The 17,385-nt window shown below is 70.9% G+C and carries 13 protein-coding genes; 7 read left to right on the top strand and 6 right to left on the bottom strand.

Annotated features, from left to right (window positions below):
- Positions 1-28: 28 nt before the first annotated feature.
- The 6 genes from EV385_RS05695 to EV385_RS05670 all read left to right on the top strand — a co-directional run bounded on the left by EV385_RS05695 (position 29) and on the right by EV385_RS05670 (position 7,567).
- On the top strand, positions 29-2,815 hold the full coding sequence (locus EV385_RS05695) for an MGH1-like glycoside hydrolase domain-containing protein (protein ID WP_242624727.1): 2,787 nt from the start codon (positions 29-31) through the stop codon (positions 2,813-2,815).
- Positions 2,812-4,284, top strand: a complete 1,473-nt coding sequence (locus EV385_RS05690) for an alpha-amylase family glycosyl hydrolase (RefSeq protein WP_130508493.1) — start codon at positions 2,812-2,814, stop codon at positions 4,282-4,284. The genes EV385_RS05695 and EV385_RS05690 overlap by 4 nt, the downstream gene beginning before the upstream one ends.
- A 4-nt stretch (positions 4,285-4,288) precedes the next feature.
- Positions 4,289-5,257 carry a YihY/virulence factor BrkB family protein gene (locus EV385_RS05685; protein WP_242624726.1) on the top strand — a complete coding sequence of 323 codons (969 nt, stop codon included), beginning with the start codon at positions 4,289-4,291 and terminating at the stop codon, positions 5,255-5,257.
- Between the two features lie 26 nt (positions 5,258-5,283).
- A complete protein-coding gene (locus EV385_RS34870; protein ID WP_242624725.1) occupies positions 5,284-5,556 on the top strand; it encodes a helix-hairpin-helix domain-containing protein in 273 nt (90 codons plus the stop codon).
- A 244-nt stretch (positions 5,557-5,800) separates the two neighbouring features.
- Entirely contained in the window at positions 5,801-6,163 is a 363-nt protein-coding gene (locus EV385_RS05675; RefSeq protein WP_130508492.1) for an effector-associated constant component EACC1, read from the top strand.
- Complete coding sequence (locus tag EV385_RS05670) at positions 6,164-7,567, top strand: caspase family protein (RefSeq protein ID WP_130508491.1); 1,404 nt, start codon at positions 6,164-6,166, stop codon at positions 7,565-7,567. It abuts the gene before it with no gap.
- 59 nt (positions 7,568-7,626) lie between these two features.
- Here the strand turns inward: EV385_RS05670 and EV385_RS33775 are convergent, their stop codons facing one another.
- The 4 genes from EV385_RS33775 to EV385_RS05650 form a co-directional block, all read right to left on the bottom strand.
- On the bottom strand, positions 7,627-9,663 hold the full coding sequence (locus EV385_RS33775) for a hypothetical protein (protein WP_165449401.1): 2,037 nt from the start codon (positions 9,661-9,663) through the stop codon (positions 7,627-7,629).
- Between the two features lie 7 nt (positions 9,664-9,670).
- Positions 9,671-10,009 carry a PadR family transcriptional regulator gene (locus EV385_RS05660; protein WP_207229762.1) on the bottom strand — a complete coding sequence of 113 codons (339 nt, stop codon included), beginning with the start codon at positions 10,007-10,009 and terminating at the stop codon, positions 9,671-9,673.
- A 129-nt stretch (positions 10,010-10,138) separates the two neighbouring features.
- Positions 10,139-11,176 carry a PKD domain-containing protein gene (locus tag EV385_RS05655; RefSeq protein WP_130508490.1) on the bottom strand — a complete coding sequence of 346 codons (1,038 nt, stop codon included), beginning with the start codon at positions 11,174-11,176 and terminating at the stop codon, positions 10,139-10,141.
- A 115-nt stretch (positions 11,177-11,291) separates the two neighbouring features.
- On the bottom strand, positions 11,292-12,815 hold the full coding sequence (locus tag EV385_RS05650) for an MFS transporter (RefSeq protein ID WP_130508489.1): 1,524 nt from the start codon (positions 12,813-12,815) through the stop codon (positions 11,292-11,294).
- A 163-nt stretch (positions 12,816-12,978) separates the two neighbouring features.
- Here EV385_RS05650 and EV385_RS05645 point away from each other — a divergent pair, with 163 nt between their 5' ends.
- Positions 12,979-14,847: a glycoside hydrolase family 15 protein gene (locus tag EV385_RS05645; protein WP_130508488.1), complete on the top strand. Its 1,869-nt coding sequence runs from the start codon at positions 12,979-12,981 to the stop codon at positions 14,845-14,847.
- 50 nt (positions 14,848-14,897) lie between these two features.
- Here the strand turns inward: EV385_RS05645 and EV385_RS05640 are convergent, their stop codons facing one another.
- Both EV385_RS05640 and EV385_RS05635 read right to left on the bottom strand, forming a co-directional pair.
- Positions 14,898-16,988 carry an amylo-alpha-1,6-glucosidase gene (locus EV385_RS05640; protein WP_130508487.1) on the bottom strand — a complete coding sequence of 697 codons (2,091 nt, stop codon included), beginning with the start codon at positions 16,986-16,988 and terminating at the stop codon, positions 14,898-14,900.
- Entirely contained in the window at positions 16,985-17,362 is a 378-nt protein-coding gene (locus EV385_RS05635) for an SCP2 sterol-binding domain-containing protein (protein WP_130508486.1), read from the bottom strand. The genes EV385_RS05640 and EV385_RS05635 overlap by 4 nt, the downstream gene beginning before the upstream one ends.
- Between the last annotated feature and the right edge of the window lie 23 nt (positions 17,363-17,385).

Raw genomic sequence — 17,385 nt, 5'->3', positions numbered from 1 at the left:
GGACCGGGCTGCGCCGAGCATGGCGGGCATGAGCAGCGCAGCCTCCCCCGGATCCTTCGGCGCTGACCAGCAGCGCCCGCACGAGACCGGCGCCGACCCGGCGCACCAGCCCGATACCGGCGCCGAACAGCGGCGTCTGCACGAGGCCGATGCGGCCGGCGTCGGATGGCGTCGATGGGGCCCCTACCTGAGCGAGCGGCAGTGGGGCACGGTCCGCGAGGACTACAGCGCGAACGGCGACGCCTGGGCCTACTTCACCCACGACCAGGCGCGCTCGCGTGCGTACCGGTGGGGTGAGGACGGCATCGCCGGGTTCTGCGACGAGCAGCAGTTCCTCTGCCTCGCGGTGGCGATGTGGAACGGCCGCGACCCCATCCTCAAGGAACGCCTGTTCGGCCTCACCAACGCCGAGGGCAACCACGGTGAGGACGTCAAGGAGTACTACTTCTACCTGGACTGCACCCCCACCCACTCGTATCAGCGGATGCTGTACAAGTATCCGCAGGCCGAGTTCCCGTACACGGATCTGGTGGCCACCAACGGCGCCCGCAGCCGGGAGGAGTTCGAGTACGAGCTTCTCGACACCGGCATCTTCGACGACGGCCGCTACTTCGACGTCGTCGTCGAGTACGCCAAGGACGGCCCGGAGGACGTGCTGCTGCGGATCACCGTGCACAACCGGGGCCCGGAGGAGGCGCATCTGCGGCTGCTGCCGACCGCGTGGTTCCGCGACATCTGGTCGGCGGCGCCGGACGCGCCCCGCCCACGGCTGAGCGCGGAGCCCGGCACGTCGGTGATCGCGTTGTCCCACCCGCACCTCGGCGAGCGCTGGCTGCTGTCGCTGGATGGCGACCGCCTGCTGTTCACCGAGAACGCGACGAACACCGAGCGCCTGTTCGGCAGCCCGAACGCCACCCCGTACGTCAAGGACGCCTTCGACCGGTACGTGGTTCACGGCGACGACGCCGCCGTGAACCCCGACCTGACCGGCACCAAGGCCGCCGTGGACGTCCCGTTGACGCTCCCGCCCGGCGGCAGCGCCGCGGTGCGGCTGCGGCTCACCGACACCCCGCCCGCCCCGGACGACCCCCGGCTGTCCGCGTCGGGCTTCGACGACGTCGTCGAGCGGCGCCGCGCCGAGGCCGACGCGTTCTACGACGGCATTCTCGACCCCGAGCTGGCCGAGGCGGAACGGCCCGTGGTGCGCCAGGCGATGGCCGGGATGCTGTGGAGCAAGCAGTACTTCGGCTACGACGTCGAACAGTGGCTCACCGAGCACGGCCTCGACCCGCTGGACGCGGACGGCGTCCGCAACGGCGACTGGTTCCACCTGGTCGCGCACGACGTCATCTCGATGCCGGACAAGTGGGAGTACCCGTGGTTCGCGGCGTGGGACCTCGCCTTCCACGCGATCACCCTCGGCCTGGTCGACACCACCTTCGCCAAGCACCAGCTCGACCTCCTGCTGAGCCGCCGCTACCTGCACCCCAACGGCCAGATCCCGGCGTACGAGTGGAACTTCGGCGACGTGAACCCGCCGGTGCACGCCTGGGCCACCTACCTGCTGTACGAGCTGGAGAAGGCGAACACTGGCCGCGGCGACCGTGCCTGGCTGAAGAATGCGTTCCTCAAGCTGGCCAAGAACTTCACCTGGTGGATCAACCGCAAGGACGTGGACGGCCGCAACGTGTTCCAGGGCGGCTTCCTCGGGCTGGACAACATCGGCGTCTTCGACCGCAGCGCCCCGCTGCCCACCGGCGGGCACCTGGACCAGGCCGACGGCACCGCGTGGATGGCCCTGTACTGCCAGAACATGCTGCAGATCGCGCTGGAACTGGCCGACGACGAGCCGGTCTACCTGGAGCAGGCGCAGACGTTCCTGCAACATTTCATGCTGATCGCGGTGGCGGTCAACCGTTCGGGCGGCAAGGCCGAGAGCATGTGGGACGAGCAGGACGGCTTCTTCTACGACCTGCTGCGGCTGCCCGACGGCAGCGCCACCCGAATGCGGGTCCGTTCCATGGTGGGGCTGCTGCCGCTGGCCGCGGCCACGGTGCTGCGCCCGGAGGTGGCCGACCGGCATCCGGAACTGCTGGCCGGCGCTCAGGAATTCGTGACCCGCCATCCCAGCATCGCCTCGGTGCTCACTCCCGGCCGGTTCCGCGGCGACGGCGGTCACTACCTGCTGGCCCTGTTCGACCGGGACCGGCTGCGCCGGGTGCTGGCCATCCTGCTGGACGAGCAGGAGTTCCTCAGCCCGTACGGCATCCGCTCGGTGTCGCGCTATCACGCCGATCATCCGTACCGCCTGGACGTGGACGGGCAGCGGCACGAGGTGTCGTACCAGCCCGCCGAGTCGGACTCCGGGATGTTCGGCGGCAACTCGAACTGGCGCGGCCCGCTCTGGGTCCCGATGAACGCGCTGCTGATCCGCGCCCTGCTCAACCTGCACGTCGGCTACGGCGACGAGTTCACCGTGGAATGCCCGACCGGCTCGGGGCGCCAGCTCACCCTGTTCGAGGTGGCGCGGGAGATCTCCGACCGGCTGACCCGGATCTTCGTGCCCGACGAGCAGGGCCGCCGCCCCTGCTACGGCGGCCAGTCGATCTTCGCGACCGACGAGCACTGGCGGGATCTGCTCACGTTCTCCGAGTACTTCCACGGCGACAACGGTGCCGGGCTCGGCGCCAGCCACCAGACCGGCTGGACCGGACTGGTGGCGGTGTTCCCCAACCTGTTCGCCGGGCTGCAGAGCCAGGATCTGCTGGCCCATGGGATGATCGGCGTCCGGCGCACGCGACAGGAGAGACGATGAGCGGCTGGCCGTCCCACCCGGTCGTCTACGAGGTCGACACCTGGCCGTGGCTGGCCGAGCTGAGCCGCCGCGCGGGCGCCCCGGTGACTCTCGCCCAGGTGCCCGCCGACGCCTGGGACGAGCTGGCTCAGCCCGGTATTGACGCGGTGTGGCTGATGGGGGTGTGGCAGCGCAGCCCCGCCGGGCTCGCCGTGGCCCGGCAGAACGCGGGCCTTCGGGACGCGTTCCGCGCCGCCCTGCCCGACCTCACCCCCGAGGACGTCGTCGGGTCGCCGTACTGTGTCCGCCGGTACGTGGTGGACGACCGCCTGGGCGGCCCCGCCGCCCTGGCCACGGCCCGCGCCGAACTGGCCCGCCGCGGCCTGCGCCTGATCCTGGACTACGTGCCCAACCACGTCGCACCCGACCACCCGGCCCTGCTGGAGCACCCGGACTGGTTCGTGCGCGGCACGGCCCGCGACCAGGCCGCCGCCCCCGACGACTGGCTCGACATCCGCGGGCTGACCGTGGCGCGCGGCCGGGACCCGTTCTTCCCGGCGTGGCCGGACGTGGTGCAGCTGAACGCGTTCCGCCCCGAGCTGCGCCAGGCCACCACCGACGTACTGGACCGGATTCTGCAGCAGTGCGACGGGGTCCGGTGCGACATGGCGATGCTGGTGACCAACGACGTGTTCGGCAAGACCTGGGGCGGGCACGTCGGCGCGGCCCCCGCCGAGGAGTTCTGGCCCGCCGTGTTGGGACCGCTGCGGCTGCGCCACCCCAACGCGGTGCTGATCGCCGAGGCGTACTGGGACATGGAGTGGGCCCTGCAGCAGCAGGGCTTCGACTTCTGCTACGACAAGCGCCTCTACGACCGGCTGGCGCACGGCGACGCCGCCACGGTACGCAGCCACCTGTCCGCCGGGTACGACTACCAGCGCCGCCTGATCCGCTTCACCGAGAACCACGACGAGCCCCGCGCCGCCGCGGAACTGCCCGCCGGGCGGGACCGCGCCGCCGCCGTCGCCGTGGCCACCCTGCCCGGCGCGACACTGTGGCACGAGGGCCAGTTCGAGGGCCGCCGGGTACGCCTGCCGGTGTTCCTCGGGCGGCGCCCCGACGAGCCGGCCGACGAGGACCTGCGGCGCTTCTACCACCGGCTGCTGGGCGCGGCCACCGATCTGCGCCGCGGCGGCTGGACGCTGCTGGACGTGCACGGCTGGCCGGACAACCCCACGCACCGCGACGTGCTGGCCTGGGCGTGGCATGCCGGGGATCCGCACCACCTGGTGGCGGTGAACCTGTCCGGCCATCCCTCCCAGGGCCGGGTGGCGCTGCCGTGGCAGACGCTGCGCGGACGGTCGTGGCGGCTCACGGACCTGCTCGACGGGCGGGTCTTCGACCGCGACGGCGACGAGTTGGCCACCGACGGCCTCTTCGTCGACCTGCCCGCGTGGGGTTTCCACGTCCTCGCCGTGGAGCCTCTCTGACGCCGTGGGCGGGCTCGTCGGCCGGGTGGACCGCCTGCAACAGCAGCACCGGGTGCTGGGGTTCGGGTACGCCGTCGTACGCAAGTACCTCGACGACGGCGGCGGCCGGGAAGCCGCGCTGATCACGTACTACGGCTTCCTCAGCATCTTCCCGGTGCTGCTGCTCGGTGTCACCATCGTGTCCCGGGTGCTGGCCGCGCGGCCGGACCTGCGGCACCGGCTGATCGAGGCGTTCGTGCCGTCGTCGTTACGGTCCAGTGTGGACAGCGCGGCGGCGGCCATGCCGACCTCCGCCGTGCCACTGACCATCGGCATCATCGGCCTGCTGTTCTCCGGCGCCGGGGTGGTCTTCTCGGCGTACCACACGGTCAACCACCTCGCTGCCGTCCCGTACCGGCTGCGGCACGGCATCGTGTCGTGGCTGCTGCGGGTCCTGGTCGTCCTCGTCCTGCTGCTGGCCGGGGTGGTGGCGGTAGGCGGGCTCACCGTGGCGGTCACGGTCGTGCCCGGCCTGAGCGCGATGCCGCAGGCCGCCGCCGCGCTCGGCTCCTGGCTCATCGGGTACGGGGTGCTCCTGCTGGCCGCCCGCCTGCTGCTGTCGCGCCCCGCCCCGGTGCGGGCACTGTGGCCGGGCGCCGCGCTCGGGGCGACCGCGTTGACGGTGGTGCTGACCGTGGGCGCCGCGGTCCTGCCCGGGCTGGTCCGCCGGGCGGGCGCGGTGTACGGCGGCTTCGCCGCCGTGGCCGGCATGTTCTCCCTGCTGTACGTGCTGAGCCTGGCTCTGGTGTTCGCGGCCGAGGTCGCGGCGGTGCGCCAAGGGCGGCTGTGGCCGCGCGCCCTGGACCGGGACCGGCCTACCGTGGCGGACGCCCGCGCCCTGGCCCTGCAGGCCCGCGAGCAGGAACGCGACCCCGCCGACCGCATCGAGCCCCGGACGGCCGCACCCTCCGCCGCGCGTGCCGGCCCAAGCTGACGGCACGGATCGCTAGGCTTCAACACGTGACAGGCATTCTTCAGGTGACAACCGCCGTCGAAAGTGAGGAAGCCGCGTCCTCACTCGCTGAGGAGGCAGTCCGCCGCCGGCTCGCCGCCTCGGCCTTGCCGAAGATCGGCGCGCCAGCGACAAGGGCGTTGAACGGGGCGGGCTATACGTCACTGCGTCAGCTCGCAGGGGTGCCGCGCGCGGAGCTCGCCCTGCTGCACGGCATGGGGCCGAAGGCGCTGGGGATCATCGAGGCTGCCCTCGCCGAGCACCGTCTCCGGTTGGGCTGACGTGAGTGGGCCAGTGAGATCTTGAAGAGTTCGGGTGCGAGGCTGACCGGAACTCCACATCTCACCGTGCCGCCGACGCAAGGGTGCACCGACGGTGGTCAGCGCAGCGTCGACCGCCCTGTGGCTGTGTCCAAGATCTGACATCCCTCCGGGGGCCCCGATCGGCTATGTGGACTGTCCAGTGCGCTCACCGGCCGTTACCCTTCCCTCGACCAAGGGCGGGACGGCCGGAGAGGCGACACGGGTGGTTGAAGCCGAGATCAGAATCGAGAGCGCCGACGCCGACGTCGAATCGCTGTGGTTGCGGCTCGGCGAGATTCCGGAGTTGCGAGGGCACCTGCGTCTGCGAGGCATGTCGTCCGCCCCCGGCACGATGGGCGCGGAGACCGTCATCGGCGTGATGGCGACGGCGGCCGTGCTGGCCCGCGCCTGCACCCCGATGGTCCAGGCGGTGTTGGACTATCTGAAGGAGCGTGCGCGGCTCAAGCGCTCCGACGTGGTCATCGTGAGCGGCCCGAACGGCAAGGCGCAGCTCAGCGTCAGCAACACCGCCGACCCAGCGCGGCTGGTGCGCGAGGCCTTGGGCGTCATCGAACCGGGCCCATAGGTGCACACCAGACTGCCAGATCCGGCTCGATCGTTCGCGGTCCTCATCGGCGTCAGCAGGTATCGCCATCTCGACGACCTGCCGACGGTGCGCGACAACCTCGTCGACCTGCGGGCCGCGTTGACCGATCCGGGCCTTGGCGGCCTGCCGCCCGACCGCTGCGAGTTGATCCTCGACCCGCCCGACGCGGGCCATGTCCTGCAGGTGCTCCACGATCGGGCGGAGCGCGCCGGGGACACCCTGCTGATCTATTTCGCCGGGCATGGGCTGGCCGGTCACCGCAGCGGCGAACTGCATCTGGCGATGCGCGACACTCACCCGGACCGTCCTTTCGTAACCGCGCTGAACTACCGCGACATCCGGGAGATCTTCCTCGCCAGCCCGGTCTACCCGAGCGCGAGCCGGGTGGTCGTCCTCGACTGCTGCTACAGCGGGCGGGCGTTGATGAGCGGTGACGTCCTCGGCATGATCGAGATTTCGGGCACCTATGTGATGACCGCGACGCGCTGGCACCAGGCGGCCCTGGCGACGTCGCCGGATGGCCGGCACACCCGGTTCACCGGCGAACTCCTGCGTGTCCTCGAGAAGGGCATACCCGGGCCGTTTCCGCTGCTGTCACTTCACGCGATCTACCACCAGATTCAGCTCTCCATGCGGGCGCAGAACCTGCCGGAACCGAGCCAGCTGAACAAGGAGACCGTCGGAAACCTCGCGTTGGCGCGTAACCGTGCGTTCGATCCGGCCGCGCCCGTACCCGTGCCGCCGCAGGCACCGCCGCCCGCGGCGCCGGCCGTTCCCATGGCAGTCGCCGGACGTGCGCTGACCGCCGCCCGGCCCGTCGCACCGGCGCCGTCGCGTCCGTCCATGCCCGCCGTTTCCCGCCGGCCACGGCGCTACCGCATGCTGTGGGTCGTCGTGCTCCTGGCGGCACTGGGATTCGCCGTCCAGCAGGCGGTCGTCAACAAGGACGAGATACTGGGTTGGCTGCCGTCGTCGCCGTTCACCCCGGCCCGGCAGATCACCGTCGACGCTGTAGGCCAGGGGCCCTGGAAGGTCGAGGGATACGGCTACCGGTTCGAACTGACGAGCATCAAACGGACGACCAACGAGGGCCCGAAGTCCCGGCATCAGGCCTCCATCACCATCACCGGCTACGTGACGGTCACCGAGGGAACGACCCACTCCAGGATGCAGTACACGGTCACCGCGAAGGACGGCACACTGCTCGAAAACGTACCCTTCACCGGCAGCGGAACCGGAAATCCACCCGTCAATCAGCGCACCAAGCTGGTCCTCGTGGACTGGGACACCAACCCCCGGACCAAGGCGGTCACGGTGGTGATCCATGACTTCTTCTGGCCGCAGGGAAAGGATCTGATCCTGCGCAACGTCCCGGTCACCTGAACGTGCCGCCGTTGAGATCTTGATGGCTTCGGGTGCGTGGCCGACCCGAACTCCACATCTCAGCGCGGCGCCGACCGCTGCGCGGACTCGGGTGCGGGCAACGGATCGGGGTCCGGCGAGGGAGCACGCCCCCGCGATCCGTCGAGGCGCGCCGCGGCCAGCGCGGCCAGCGGCAGCATCAGCGTCGCCGCGCCCGGCACGAACGACAGCCCGTCGAACGAGTAGCCGCCGCCGTCGATGGCGAAGACCAGATTCGGCACGAAGTTCAGCAGCAACCCGCCACCGGCGATGATCAGGACGGTGCCGGGCAGCGCGGCCAGGGCCAGCCCGGTCCACACCGCGGCGGTCCGGTACGGGCGGCGCGCCCGGTGCCGGCGCAGCAGCGCGAGACACCCGACCGTGAGCGGCAGCGCGGCGAAGGCGGCGTACGCGCCGACACCGGTGTCGTCTTCGGACGGCGGCGGCGGGATCAGTCCGGCCCCGACGGTCAGCGCGACGGGCACCACGACCAGCAGGATCGCGGCCCAGACCGGTACCGGGCGGCGGCTGAGCGCGAGCGCCGGGACGATCCCGAGCAGCATCCCGGCCACCGCCAGGCCGATGGTCGTCACCGTCAGGCCGACCGGCAGGAACGGGTGGTTCACGCCGGGAGTCCCCTGCAGGGTGATCAGGGGAACGACGCTCACCGCCACCAGCGCGCCGACCGTCACGCGGCGCAGCGCGGCGTCGGGTTGCCGGCCGTGCGGGGCGCGCCCGGCCACCACCCAGCCGGCGATCACCGGCACCACGCCGACCAGCAACGCGAGCCGCAGACCGCCCGGTCCGCTGACGTTCATCCGGTTGAGCACCGCGTTCGCCAGCGTGAGTCCGGCGCCGACCAGCAGTGTGCCCGCCGGGCCGAACCGGCGCTCGGCGGTGGCGACCAGCATGCCGAGCGTGGCCAGCAGGATCGTGGTGGCGCGCAGCTCCGCGGTCCACATGTAGAGCTCGCCATCGCCGCCGGGCATCGGCGCGGACTGCGACACGTCGAGCATCCCCGGCGTGAGGACGGCCAGGGTGTACGCCCAGCCGATCACGGCCACGGCGAGCGCGCCGGCCCCGGCCACCACGACGGCCAGCGGGAACGGCCCTCGCCGCGTGGCCGCATTCGGCGCCGCGACCGTCGTCGGCGCGGGTGCCGTTGCCCGGCGCGGGCGCAGCGCGCCGAAGCCGTAGGCCAGTGTGAACGCCGCGAAGCAGGCTAGCGCCAGCGCCCACGGACCCTGGTAGTAGAAGCCACGGCTGGTGAGGCCGTTCACGATCTCCCCGAACTCCGGGGGCGGCTCGGTTCCGGTCAGCGACGCCAGCATCGTGGCCTGCCCGTCGCGGCTGCTCAGCGCGAACGGAACGGCGGACGCCGCCGCGGCGAGTGCGCTGACCGCCGGCACGCCGAGCAGCATCAGCAATGCGACCCGGCCGCGTCCGGCGGCACGCACCGCGGCGACGCTCACCGCCGCGGTGCCGGTCGCCCAGACCAGCAACCCGACGAGTACGCCGAGCAGGTGCGGCAGGTCCCCATCGGGGAGCGCGCCGAGGAGCACCATCGGCGCGAACCCGACCGGTGCGAGCGCGGCCGGGCCCGCGTCGCCGAACCGGCCGGTGCGCGACAGCGGCCAGCGCCGGCCCAGCCAGCGCCCGGCCGGGAGGCACCAGGCGAGTGTGATGACGGCTGCGACCAGGGCGACCAGCCAGTCGGCGCCGAAGGAGGCCGGCACCGCGCCGGCCAGGTCGAGCAGCCAGGAGGCGAGGTTGCCGGCGTAGTCGGAGACGGCCAGCGTGATCAGTGCGGCGACCAGCAGGCCGACGGCCGGCGCGCCGGGTGCCAGCGACTCGCCCCAGCCGCGCGGCGCTCCGCTCGCGTCGCGGACCGGTGGCGCGGTGAGCAGGCTGAAGGCGAACCCCAGCCGTTGCTTCGCGGTAGCCTGGTCCGCTTCTAGCGCGGCCAGCTCGGCGAGCCACTCCGCATGCATCTCGTCGCGCAGCTCGGCGGGCCAGCGCCGGGCGGCTCGCGCCAGGCACCAGCGGGTGAACCGGTCCAATGCCGACCTCGCCTTCACCGCGCGCTCACGCGGTCCGTGGGTTCGTGGTCGGCGTCGCCGCGCCGAGGCCTCGGTTGAGCTGGGCCTGCAGGGCCGCGAGCTCGGTGCGTGCCGAGAGCTGCCCGTCCGGCGTGAGGCGGTAGTAGCGGCGGGCGGGGCGACCGGCCGCGACCGGGTCGATCTTCTCCCAGTGCGCCTCGACCCAACCGGCGTTCTGCAGGCGCAGCAGGATCGGGTAGAGCGTGCCGCTGGGATGTCCGCTGGCACGCATCAGGTCCAGGCCGTAGCGGTCTGCCTCGGGGTCTTCGAGGAACGCGGCCAGCACCTTGGAGACGGCCGCGGTCACCCGTATCGGGTTCGCCATGCCGGACACCGTAACCGACCCTCGCAAGATTTTCTACATAGGGTCCGAGCTGGCCCTATCGATTCCGGACCATCCCCATGTACGGCGAAGGCCGGGCATCCCGCAAGGGGATGCCCGGCCTGCGAACGATCAGCTCCGGGTGAGCTTGGCCGTGGTGAAGGCGGACCTGCTGCTCCAGTTGCCGGCCCGGTCCTGCACCCACACCTCGACGTAGAGCTTGCCCTTGCGGATGCCGGGCACGCGCAGCGACCACTTGCCACGGCTGACCTTCACGTAGAGCGGCGGCGTGCAGTACTTGTTGAACTGCGCCTCGGACCGCACGCGCTTCCACTTCCGCGCAGAGGTGAAGCAGTAGACCTTGCTGCCGGTGACCCGGGTGACGTGGACCTCGGCTCGGAAAGCACCGGCGCCCCGGTCGGTCGCCGTTCCCTTGACGTACTTCCAGGAGCTGACCCGGCTGGGGCGCAGCGGCCTCTTGATCTTCGGGACGGGGCGCCAGCTGTCCACCTTGACGTTGATCGTGCCGATCCGGATCGGGGACGAGGCGCCGTACTTGTTGTAGAACGTCGCCCGCAGCGTGACCGGGCCCTTGACGAGCCCGCCGTTCTTGCGGGTGTGGTAGAGGATCGTGACGCTCTGGTTCTTGCCCTTCAGGATCGGCACCCACCCGTCGCCATTGTCGAAGGCGATCTTGGTGGTGCCGGCGGGGACGTTCGAGAACGTGACGACGGTGTCCTCGTACCACCAGACCGAGGTCTTGCTGATCCGGAAGGTGCCCGGCGTCGTGACGGTCACGGCGGAGGCGGCGGTGCTGCTGTTGCCCGCCTCGTCCGTGTAGGTCACGGTCACCGTGAAGCGGCCGTTCGACGCGTACCTGTGCGCCACCGTGGCCGCGCCGGCCGCCACCGTGCTGGACGTGCCGTCACCCCACGTAACCTTGCGCGTGATCAGCTCCGGGGCGCTCACGTCGTCGGTGACCGCGCCCTGGGTCAGGACGACGGACTGGCCGATCCAGAGCGCCGGCGTGTTCAGCGTGAACGCGCCGACCGGAGCGGTCGTGTCCGGCAGCGTGTCGGCGAAGGCCGGCGAGGGTACGGCGGCGCTGCCCGCGATCATGGCACCGCTGAGGGCCATGGTCAGCAAGGGGCGGGTGAGGCGTGAGTTCATCAATCTCCTCCGAGGCTCGACCTCATGAAGGAGAGGTACGGCAACGTCCTACCGACGTGTGCTTGTGTAACTCCCCGTGATCGGCGCCGAAGCTACCTCACGCTCAGTGGCTAGATCAATCAGCTTTGGAGTCAGGCGTCGCTGTGCTCTTGTCCACACCATCGGGGGAGGTGAATCCCGGTATACCGCGTTCGCTCCGTTTCGCGTGGGGATGGGGCGTGGTGGGCAGCCCGTCCGCCGCCGGGGCGGCGGGGCGGGTGGACGGGAGGAAGGACGCGGCGATCAACCCGCCGACGGCGATGGCGGCCAGCACGGTCAGTGCCAGCGCGTACGACCGCTCCGGGGTCTTGGTGATCCCGGCGACGAGGATGGTGCCCGCGATCGCGGTGCCCAGCGACGAGCCGAGGTTGGAGACGCTGCGGGACAGCCCGGAGATCTCGCCCTGCTTCTCGTCCGGGAAGGCCGACTGCACGACGTTCACCGACGGGGTGAGCATCGCGCCGACGCCGACCCCGATCAGGAACAGCCCGGGCAGGAACGCCCAGACCGACGTGGAGACCGAGACCAGGGCGATGCCGAGGACGATGCCGGTGGCCGTCAGCACGAAGCCCGCCATGACCAAAGTGCGCTGGGCGCGGCGCTTCGCGAGCCGTTCGGCGGCGGCGGACGACAGCAGCAACCCGACCGTGGCGGCGGTGAGGATCAGGCCGGTCTCGATGGAGTTGTAGCCGCGCACCACCTGCAGGTAGGCCGAAATCGTGAACGAGATGCCCAGCAGCACCAGCCACTGCATGTTCTGGGTGACCAGGCCCAGGTTCGACGTGCGGTTGCGGAACAGATCGAGGGTCAGCAGTGGCTCGCGGCCGGAGCGCTCCTTTGCCCGTACGGTGAGGAAGAACCAGGCCAGCACGAGTGCACCGGCGACCATCAGTCCCAGCATCAGCCAGCCGTTGTTGTCCGCCGCGAGGATGCCCATGACGATGAGCACGAGCCCGAGCGCGGACAGCGCCGCGCCCGTGTAGTCGAACGGGCGGTCCGGCTCGGCGGGCAGTGGGTCCCGCACGTCGCGGCGGCTCAACAGCACGATCACCACGATGATCGCCGCCTGGAACACGAACGCGGCCCGCCAGCTGATCGCTGTCGCGATGATGCCGCCGATCAGCGGGCCGGTGGCGGCGCCGATGCCGCCCATCCCGTTGATGGCGCCGAACGCGCGGGCCCGCGAGGTGATGTCGGTGAACAGCATCGTGGTGAGGATGTAGACCGGCGGGATGAGCAGCGCGGTCCCGATCCCCTCCAGGATCGAGTAGCCGATGATGAGCGTGGGCAGGCCCTGGGCGAACGAGCTGATCAGCGCGCCGAGGCCGAACACGGCGAGGCCCAGGTTCAGGCACCGTTTGCGGCCGAACTTGTCGGTCAGCTTGCCGCCCGGGATCATCAGCGCCGCCATGACCAGCAGGAACAGCGTGATCGCCAACTGGATGCCCTGGACCGTGGTGCCCAGGTCCTTGGCGATCTCGTTGATCATCACGTTCATGTTGGAGCCGGCGAAGCTGCAGATGAACTGGGCCAGCGCGAGCGGGATCAGCACCCGGCGCAATGCGCGCGACGGCCGCCCCGACGTGACCTTCTCAGCCATCGTGTACCTGCTTCCCGTACGAGTCGGCCACGCTGCCGAGACCATCGGACGTCTCCGCGCAGCCTGCACCCTGCGCGGGCGGGCGGGCATCATCCTCCGCGCATGATGCCGCCGCTCGGCCGCGGCCGAATGATCGGACGAAAGCACGGGAAGGGTGACTGCCATGCCTGACTACCCGCTCATCGCCGACCACGGCCTCATCGGTGACCTGCAGACCGCGGCACTGGTGAGCACGGACGGCTGCGTCGACTGGTTCTGCGCGCCCCGCTTCGACTCGCCCAGCATCTTCGGCGCCCTGCTCGACGCGGCGCGCGGCGGTCACTTCCGGATCCGGCCGGCGGCCGGTGCCTTCACCACCAAACAGCTGTACTTCCCGGACAGCGCGGTGCTGGTCACCCGGTTCCTCACCGAGGCGGGGGTCGGCGAGGTCGTCGACTTCATGCCGGTCGGGGGCGCGGTCGCCACGACCAGTCACCGCCTGGTGCGGATGGTCCGGTGCGTACGCGGCGAGATGACGTTCGCCGTCGACATCGCCCCCCGTTTCGACTACGGCCGGGAGAACTTCGAGACGCACCTGAGCGAGGACGGCGCGGTGTTCGAAGGCCCCCGCACCGCCGTGACGGTGCATCTGGTCCGGCAGGCGGACGACGAGCGGATCGCGCGGACCTGGGTCGAGGACGGCGACGTGCGGGGAGAGGTCCGGCTCGCCGCGGGGCAGATGCGCGGACTGATGCTGCAGACCGGTACGGCGGGCCCGGTGCGCCAGATGCGGGTCGCGGAGGCGCAGCACCTGTTCGAGGAGACCGTCGACTTCTGGGAAGGCTGGCTGCGCGGCTCCACGTACGCGGGGCGGTGGCGGGAGACGCTGAACCGTTCGGCGATCACGCTGAAGCTGATGACGTACGCGCCGACCGGGGCGCTGGTCGCCGCGCCGACCGCGGCCCTGCCGGAGCAGATCGGCGGCGAGCGCAACTGGGACTACCGCTACACCTGGGTCCGCGACGCCTCGTTCTCCGTGTACTCGTTGCTCGGCATGGGCTTCACGGACGAGGCGGCGGCGCTGGGCCGGTGGCTGCGCGACCGGGTCGACGAGCAGGCCGACAAGAACGGCGGCGGCCCGCTGAAGATCATGTACCGGGTGGACGGCTCCAGCGACCTGCACGAGGAGACGCTGGAGCACTGGGAGGGCTACCGCGGCTCGGCCCCGGTGCGCATCGGCAACGGCGCGGCCGACCAGCTGCAGCTCGACATCTACGGCGAGGCGCTGGACAGCCTGTACGTCGCGGACCGGCACGGGCTGGCCCCGGGCCACCAGGGCTGGCTGCGGATCTGCGAGCTGCTCGACTGGGTGGCCGGGAACTGGGACCAGCCCGAGGAGGGCATCTGGGAGACCCGCGGCGGGCGACAGGACTTCACGTACGGGCGGCTGATGTGCTGGGTGGCGCTGGACCGCGGCATCCGGCTGGCGGCAGAGCACGGCCGTCCCGGCCCGGTGGCGCGCTGGGAGCGCGAGCGCGACGCGGTGTACCAGCAGATCATGGATCGGGGGTGGAGCCCCACCCGGCGCGCGTTCCGTCAGCACTACGCCACGGACGTGCTGGACTCGGCGCTGCTGCGGATGCCGACGGTCGGCTTCGTCACCCCCGCCGACCCGATGTGGCTGTCCACTCTGGACGCTATGGACACCGAGCTGGTCACCGACAGCCTGGTGTACCGCTACGATCCGGCCGCCTCACCGGACGGGTTGCGCGGCTCCGAGGGCACGTTCTCGCTCTGCACGTTCTCGTACGTGACGGCGCTGGCCGGTGCGGGCCGGCTGGGCAAGGCGCGGGTGACGTTCGAGAAGATGCTGACGTACGCGAACCATCTGGGTCTGTATTCGGAGGAGATCGCGCTCACCGGCGAGCAGATCGGCAACTTCCCGCAGGCGTTCACTCACCTGGCTCTGATCGACGCGGCGATCGCGCTGGATCGGGAGCTGGACCGGCACCCGTCGGTGGGGCGGCGCGGCACCGTCCTGGCCGGCCTCTGACCGCAGGGCCTGACGGGACACGTCCGTCAGTCCCTGCGACCGGCATTTCGTCAGGGTGCGCTCGCGTCCGCCCGCTCGGACTCCGTGGCGTCCTTCTTGACGGACGAGGGCGCGCGGGCCACCCGGCCCCGGCCGAACGCGTCCAGGCGTCCCCACCTGCCGGGGATGTCGAGCAACTCCACCCGGCCCACCCCTTCGGGCAGCGCCGGGTCCACCACCAGGTGCTCACCCAGCGGTTCGAGGCCCAGCATCGTACGCAGCAGCAGCAACGGCGCACCCGACGACCAGGCTTGCGGGCTGCAGGCGGTCGGGTACTGCACCGGGTACTTCGTCAGCGCGCGCTCGTAGCCGCCGAACGCCTCGGGCAGCCGGCCGTTGAAGAACTCCGCGGCCTCCAGGATGCCGTCCGCGACCCGGGCGGCCTCCTCCTTGAAGCCGTAGCGGCGCAGGCCCCACGCGATGATGGAGCTGTCGAACGGCCACACCGTTCCGACGTGGTAGCCGATGGGGTTGTACCGGTGCTCGCCCTCGGCCATGGTCCGCACTCCCCAGCCGCTGAACAGCCGGGGCCCGAGCAGGTGCTTGGCGATCGACTGTGCCCGCTCCTGTTCGACGATCCCGCTCCACAGCAGGTGGCCGACGTTGGAGGCGAGCGCGTCGACCCGGCTGCCGTCCGCGTCGAGGGCCAGCGCGAAGTAGTCGCCGTCGGCGACCCAGAAGTCCCGGTTGAAGCGGCGCTTCAGGTCGGCGGCCTCCCGTTCCAGGCGGTCGGCGTACGCGTTGTCGTGCCAGACCAGCCGGGCCAGCCGCGCTCCGCGCACCTTCGCGTCGTACGCGTAGCCCTGCAGTTCCGCGGTCGCCCGCGGGAAGCCGGGGATCCGGCCGTCGCGGTAGGCGATGGAGTCCCACGAGTCCTTCCAGCACTGGTTCTCCAGGCCGGTGTCCTTGTTGCGCCGCTCGTACGAGATGTAGCCGTTGTCCATCAGGTCGGCGTACTGGTCGATCCAGTCCAGTGCGGCGCGGGCCTCGTACTCCAGGTCCCGGACGAGGTTGGTGTCGCCGGACCACCGCTCGTACTCGTCGAGCAGGACCACGTACAGCGGGGTGGCGTCGGCGCTGCCGTAGTACGGCGTGTGCGGCCGTTCCTCGAACGCGCTCAGCTCGCCGTAGCGCATCTCGTGCAGGATCCGGCCCGGGTCCTCGTCGCGGAAGTCGTCGACCCGGGTGCCCTGCCACCGGCCCAGCACCCGCAGCGTGGTCTCCGCCAGTTCGGGGACGAACGGCAGCGCCTGCAGGCTGGTGAAGATGCTGTCGCGGCCGAACATCGTCATGAACCACGGCAGGCCCGCGGCGGGCAGGCTGTGCCGTCCCGCGATCGCGGGCGCGAAGCGCAGCGCGGCCAGGTCGACGATGCTGCGCCGGTAGGTGACCTTCAAGGGCTCCCAGTCGCATTCCAGCTTCGGCGCCCGCGCGATCCACTCCTGCAGGTCCATGTGCAGGTCCCGAGGTTCGCGGTGTTTGCCGTTCGCGACGATCGGGTTGCCGTTCCGGTGGGTCATCAGCGGGTTGGCGCGCAGTTCCGTGGACCACTCGTCGTGCGGCTGCACCTCGATCTCGTAGGTGAGTCCGTCCTGGGTGATCTGCGCGGGCTCGCTGGTGGTGATCTCGGTACCCCGGTGGAAGGGACCGCGCTCGTAGTGCAGCACCAGACGGTTGCCCTCCACCTCGGTGCGGTACGTGCCCTTCTTCTTCAGGGCGTCCTTCACCTCGAACAGGTCCGCGAAGTCGCTGCCGGCGGCGATCTTGAGGGTCAGCTTGGCGGGCTCGTCGGCGTGGTTCAGCACGCTGACCCGCTCCTGGAAGCCGTCGCTGATGGTGCGGTGCCGGATCACCGAGACCTTGGCGTCGACATACACCGTGCCGGTGCCCACGACGAGGAAGAAGCGCGTCTCGAAGTACTGCAGGTCGTCGACGGACAGCGCGGAGAGCTGGTGGCCGTCGACCGTGAGCACCCAGGTCGACAGGTACCGGGTGTCGTTGGCGAAGAAGCCGTCGGGGTCGGTCGGTGAGGCCTCGATGTCGCCGCGGCCGTCGCTGACGACGAAGTGGTTGCCGTCCAGGATCCGTACGTCGTCGGTCATGAGGAGGCACCCGCCTTCGCGGGGATCGTCCGTGGTGAGCGCCCGCCGGGTGGCCCGGGGAAGAGCCGCTGGACCGACACGATGAGGTTCGCGTTTCCTTCCAGGAGGAGTTCGCCGCGCAGCAGGGCCGCCATCGCATTGACCGTGCCGCTGACGAGGCCCTCGAAGACGGTCCGTTCGGCGGTGACGGTGGCGTCGGCGGCGCCGTCACCGGGTTCCACCTCGAGCTGTCCGTCCCGCACGACGAGCCGCCAGGAGTCGGTCTGCCGACCGTCGACGATGTCGAAACGAACCGTCGCCGTGACGTGGCTCAGTCTGGGGTCGTGCTTGCGTTGGCTCAGGTCCTCGAAGAAGTCGCTGATCGGATCAGCCATGGTGTGTGTTCCCCTCGCTGTGC

Origin of the sequence: Krasilnikovia cinnamomea (assembly GCF_004217545.1) — a bacterium.
Taxonomy (GTDB): domain Bacteria; phylum Actinomycetota; class Actinomycetes; order Mycobacteriales; family Micromonosporaceae; genus Actinoplanes; species Actinoplanes cinnamomeus.
The sequence above is the reverse complement of the archived record's forward strand: the minus strand, read 5'-3'. Positions and strand labels throughout refer to the sequence as shown.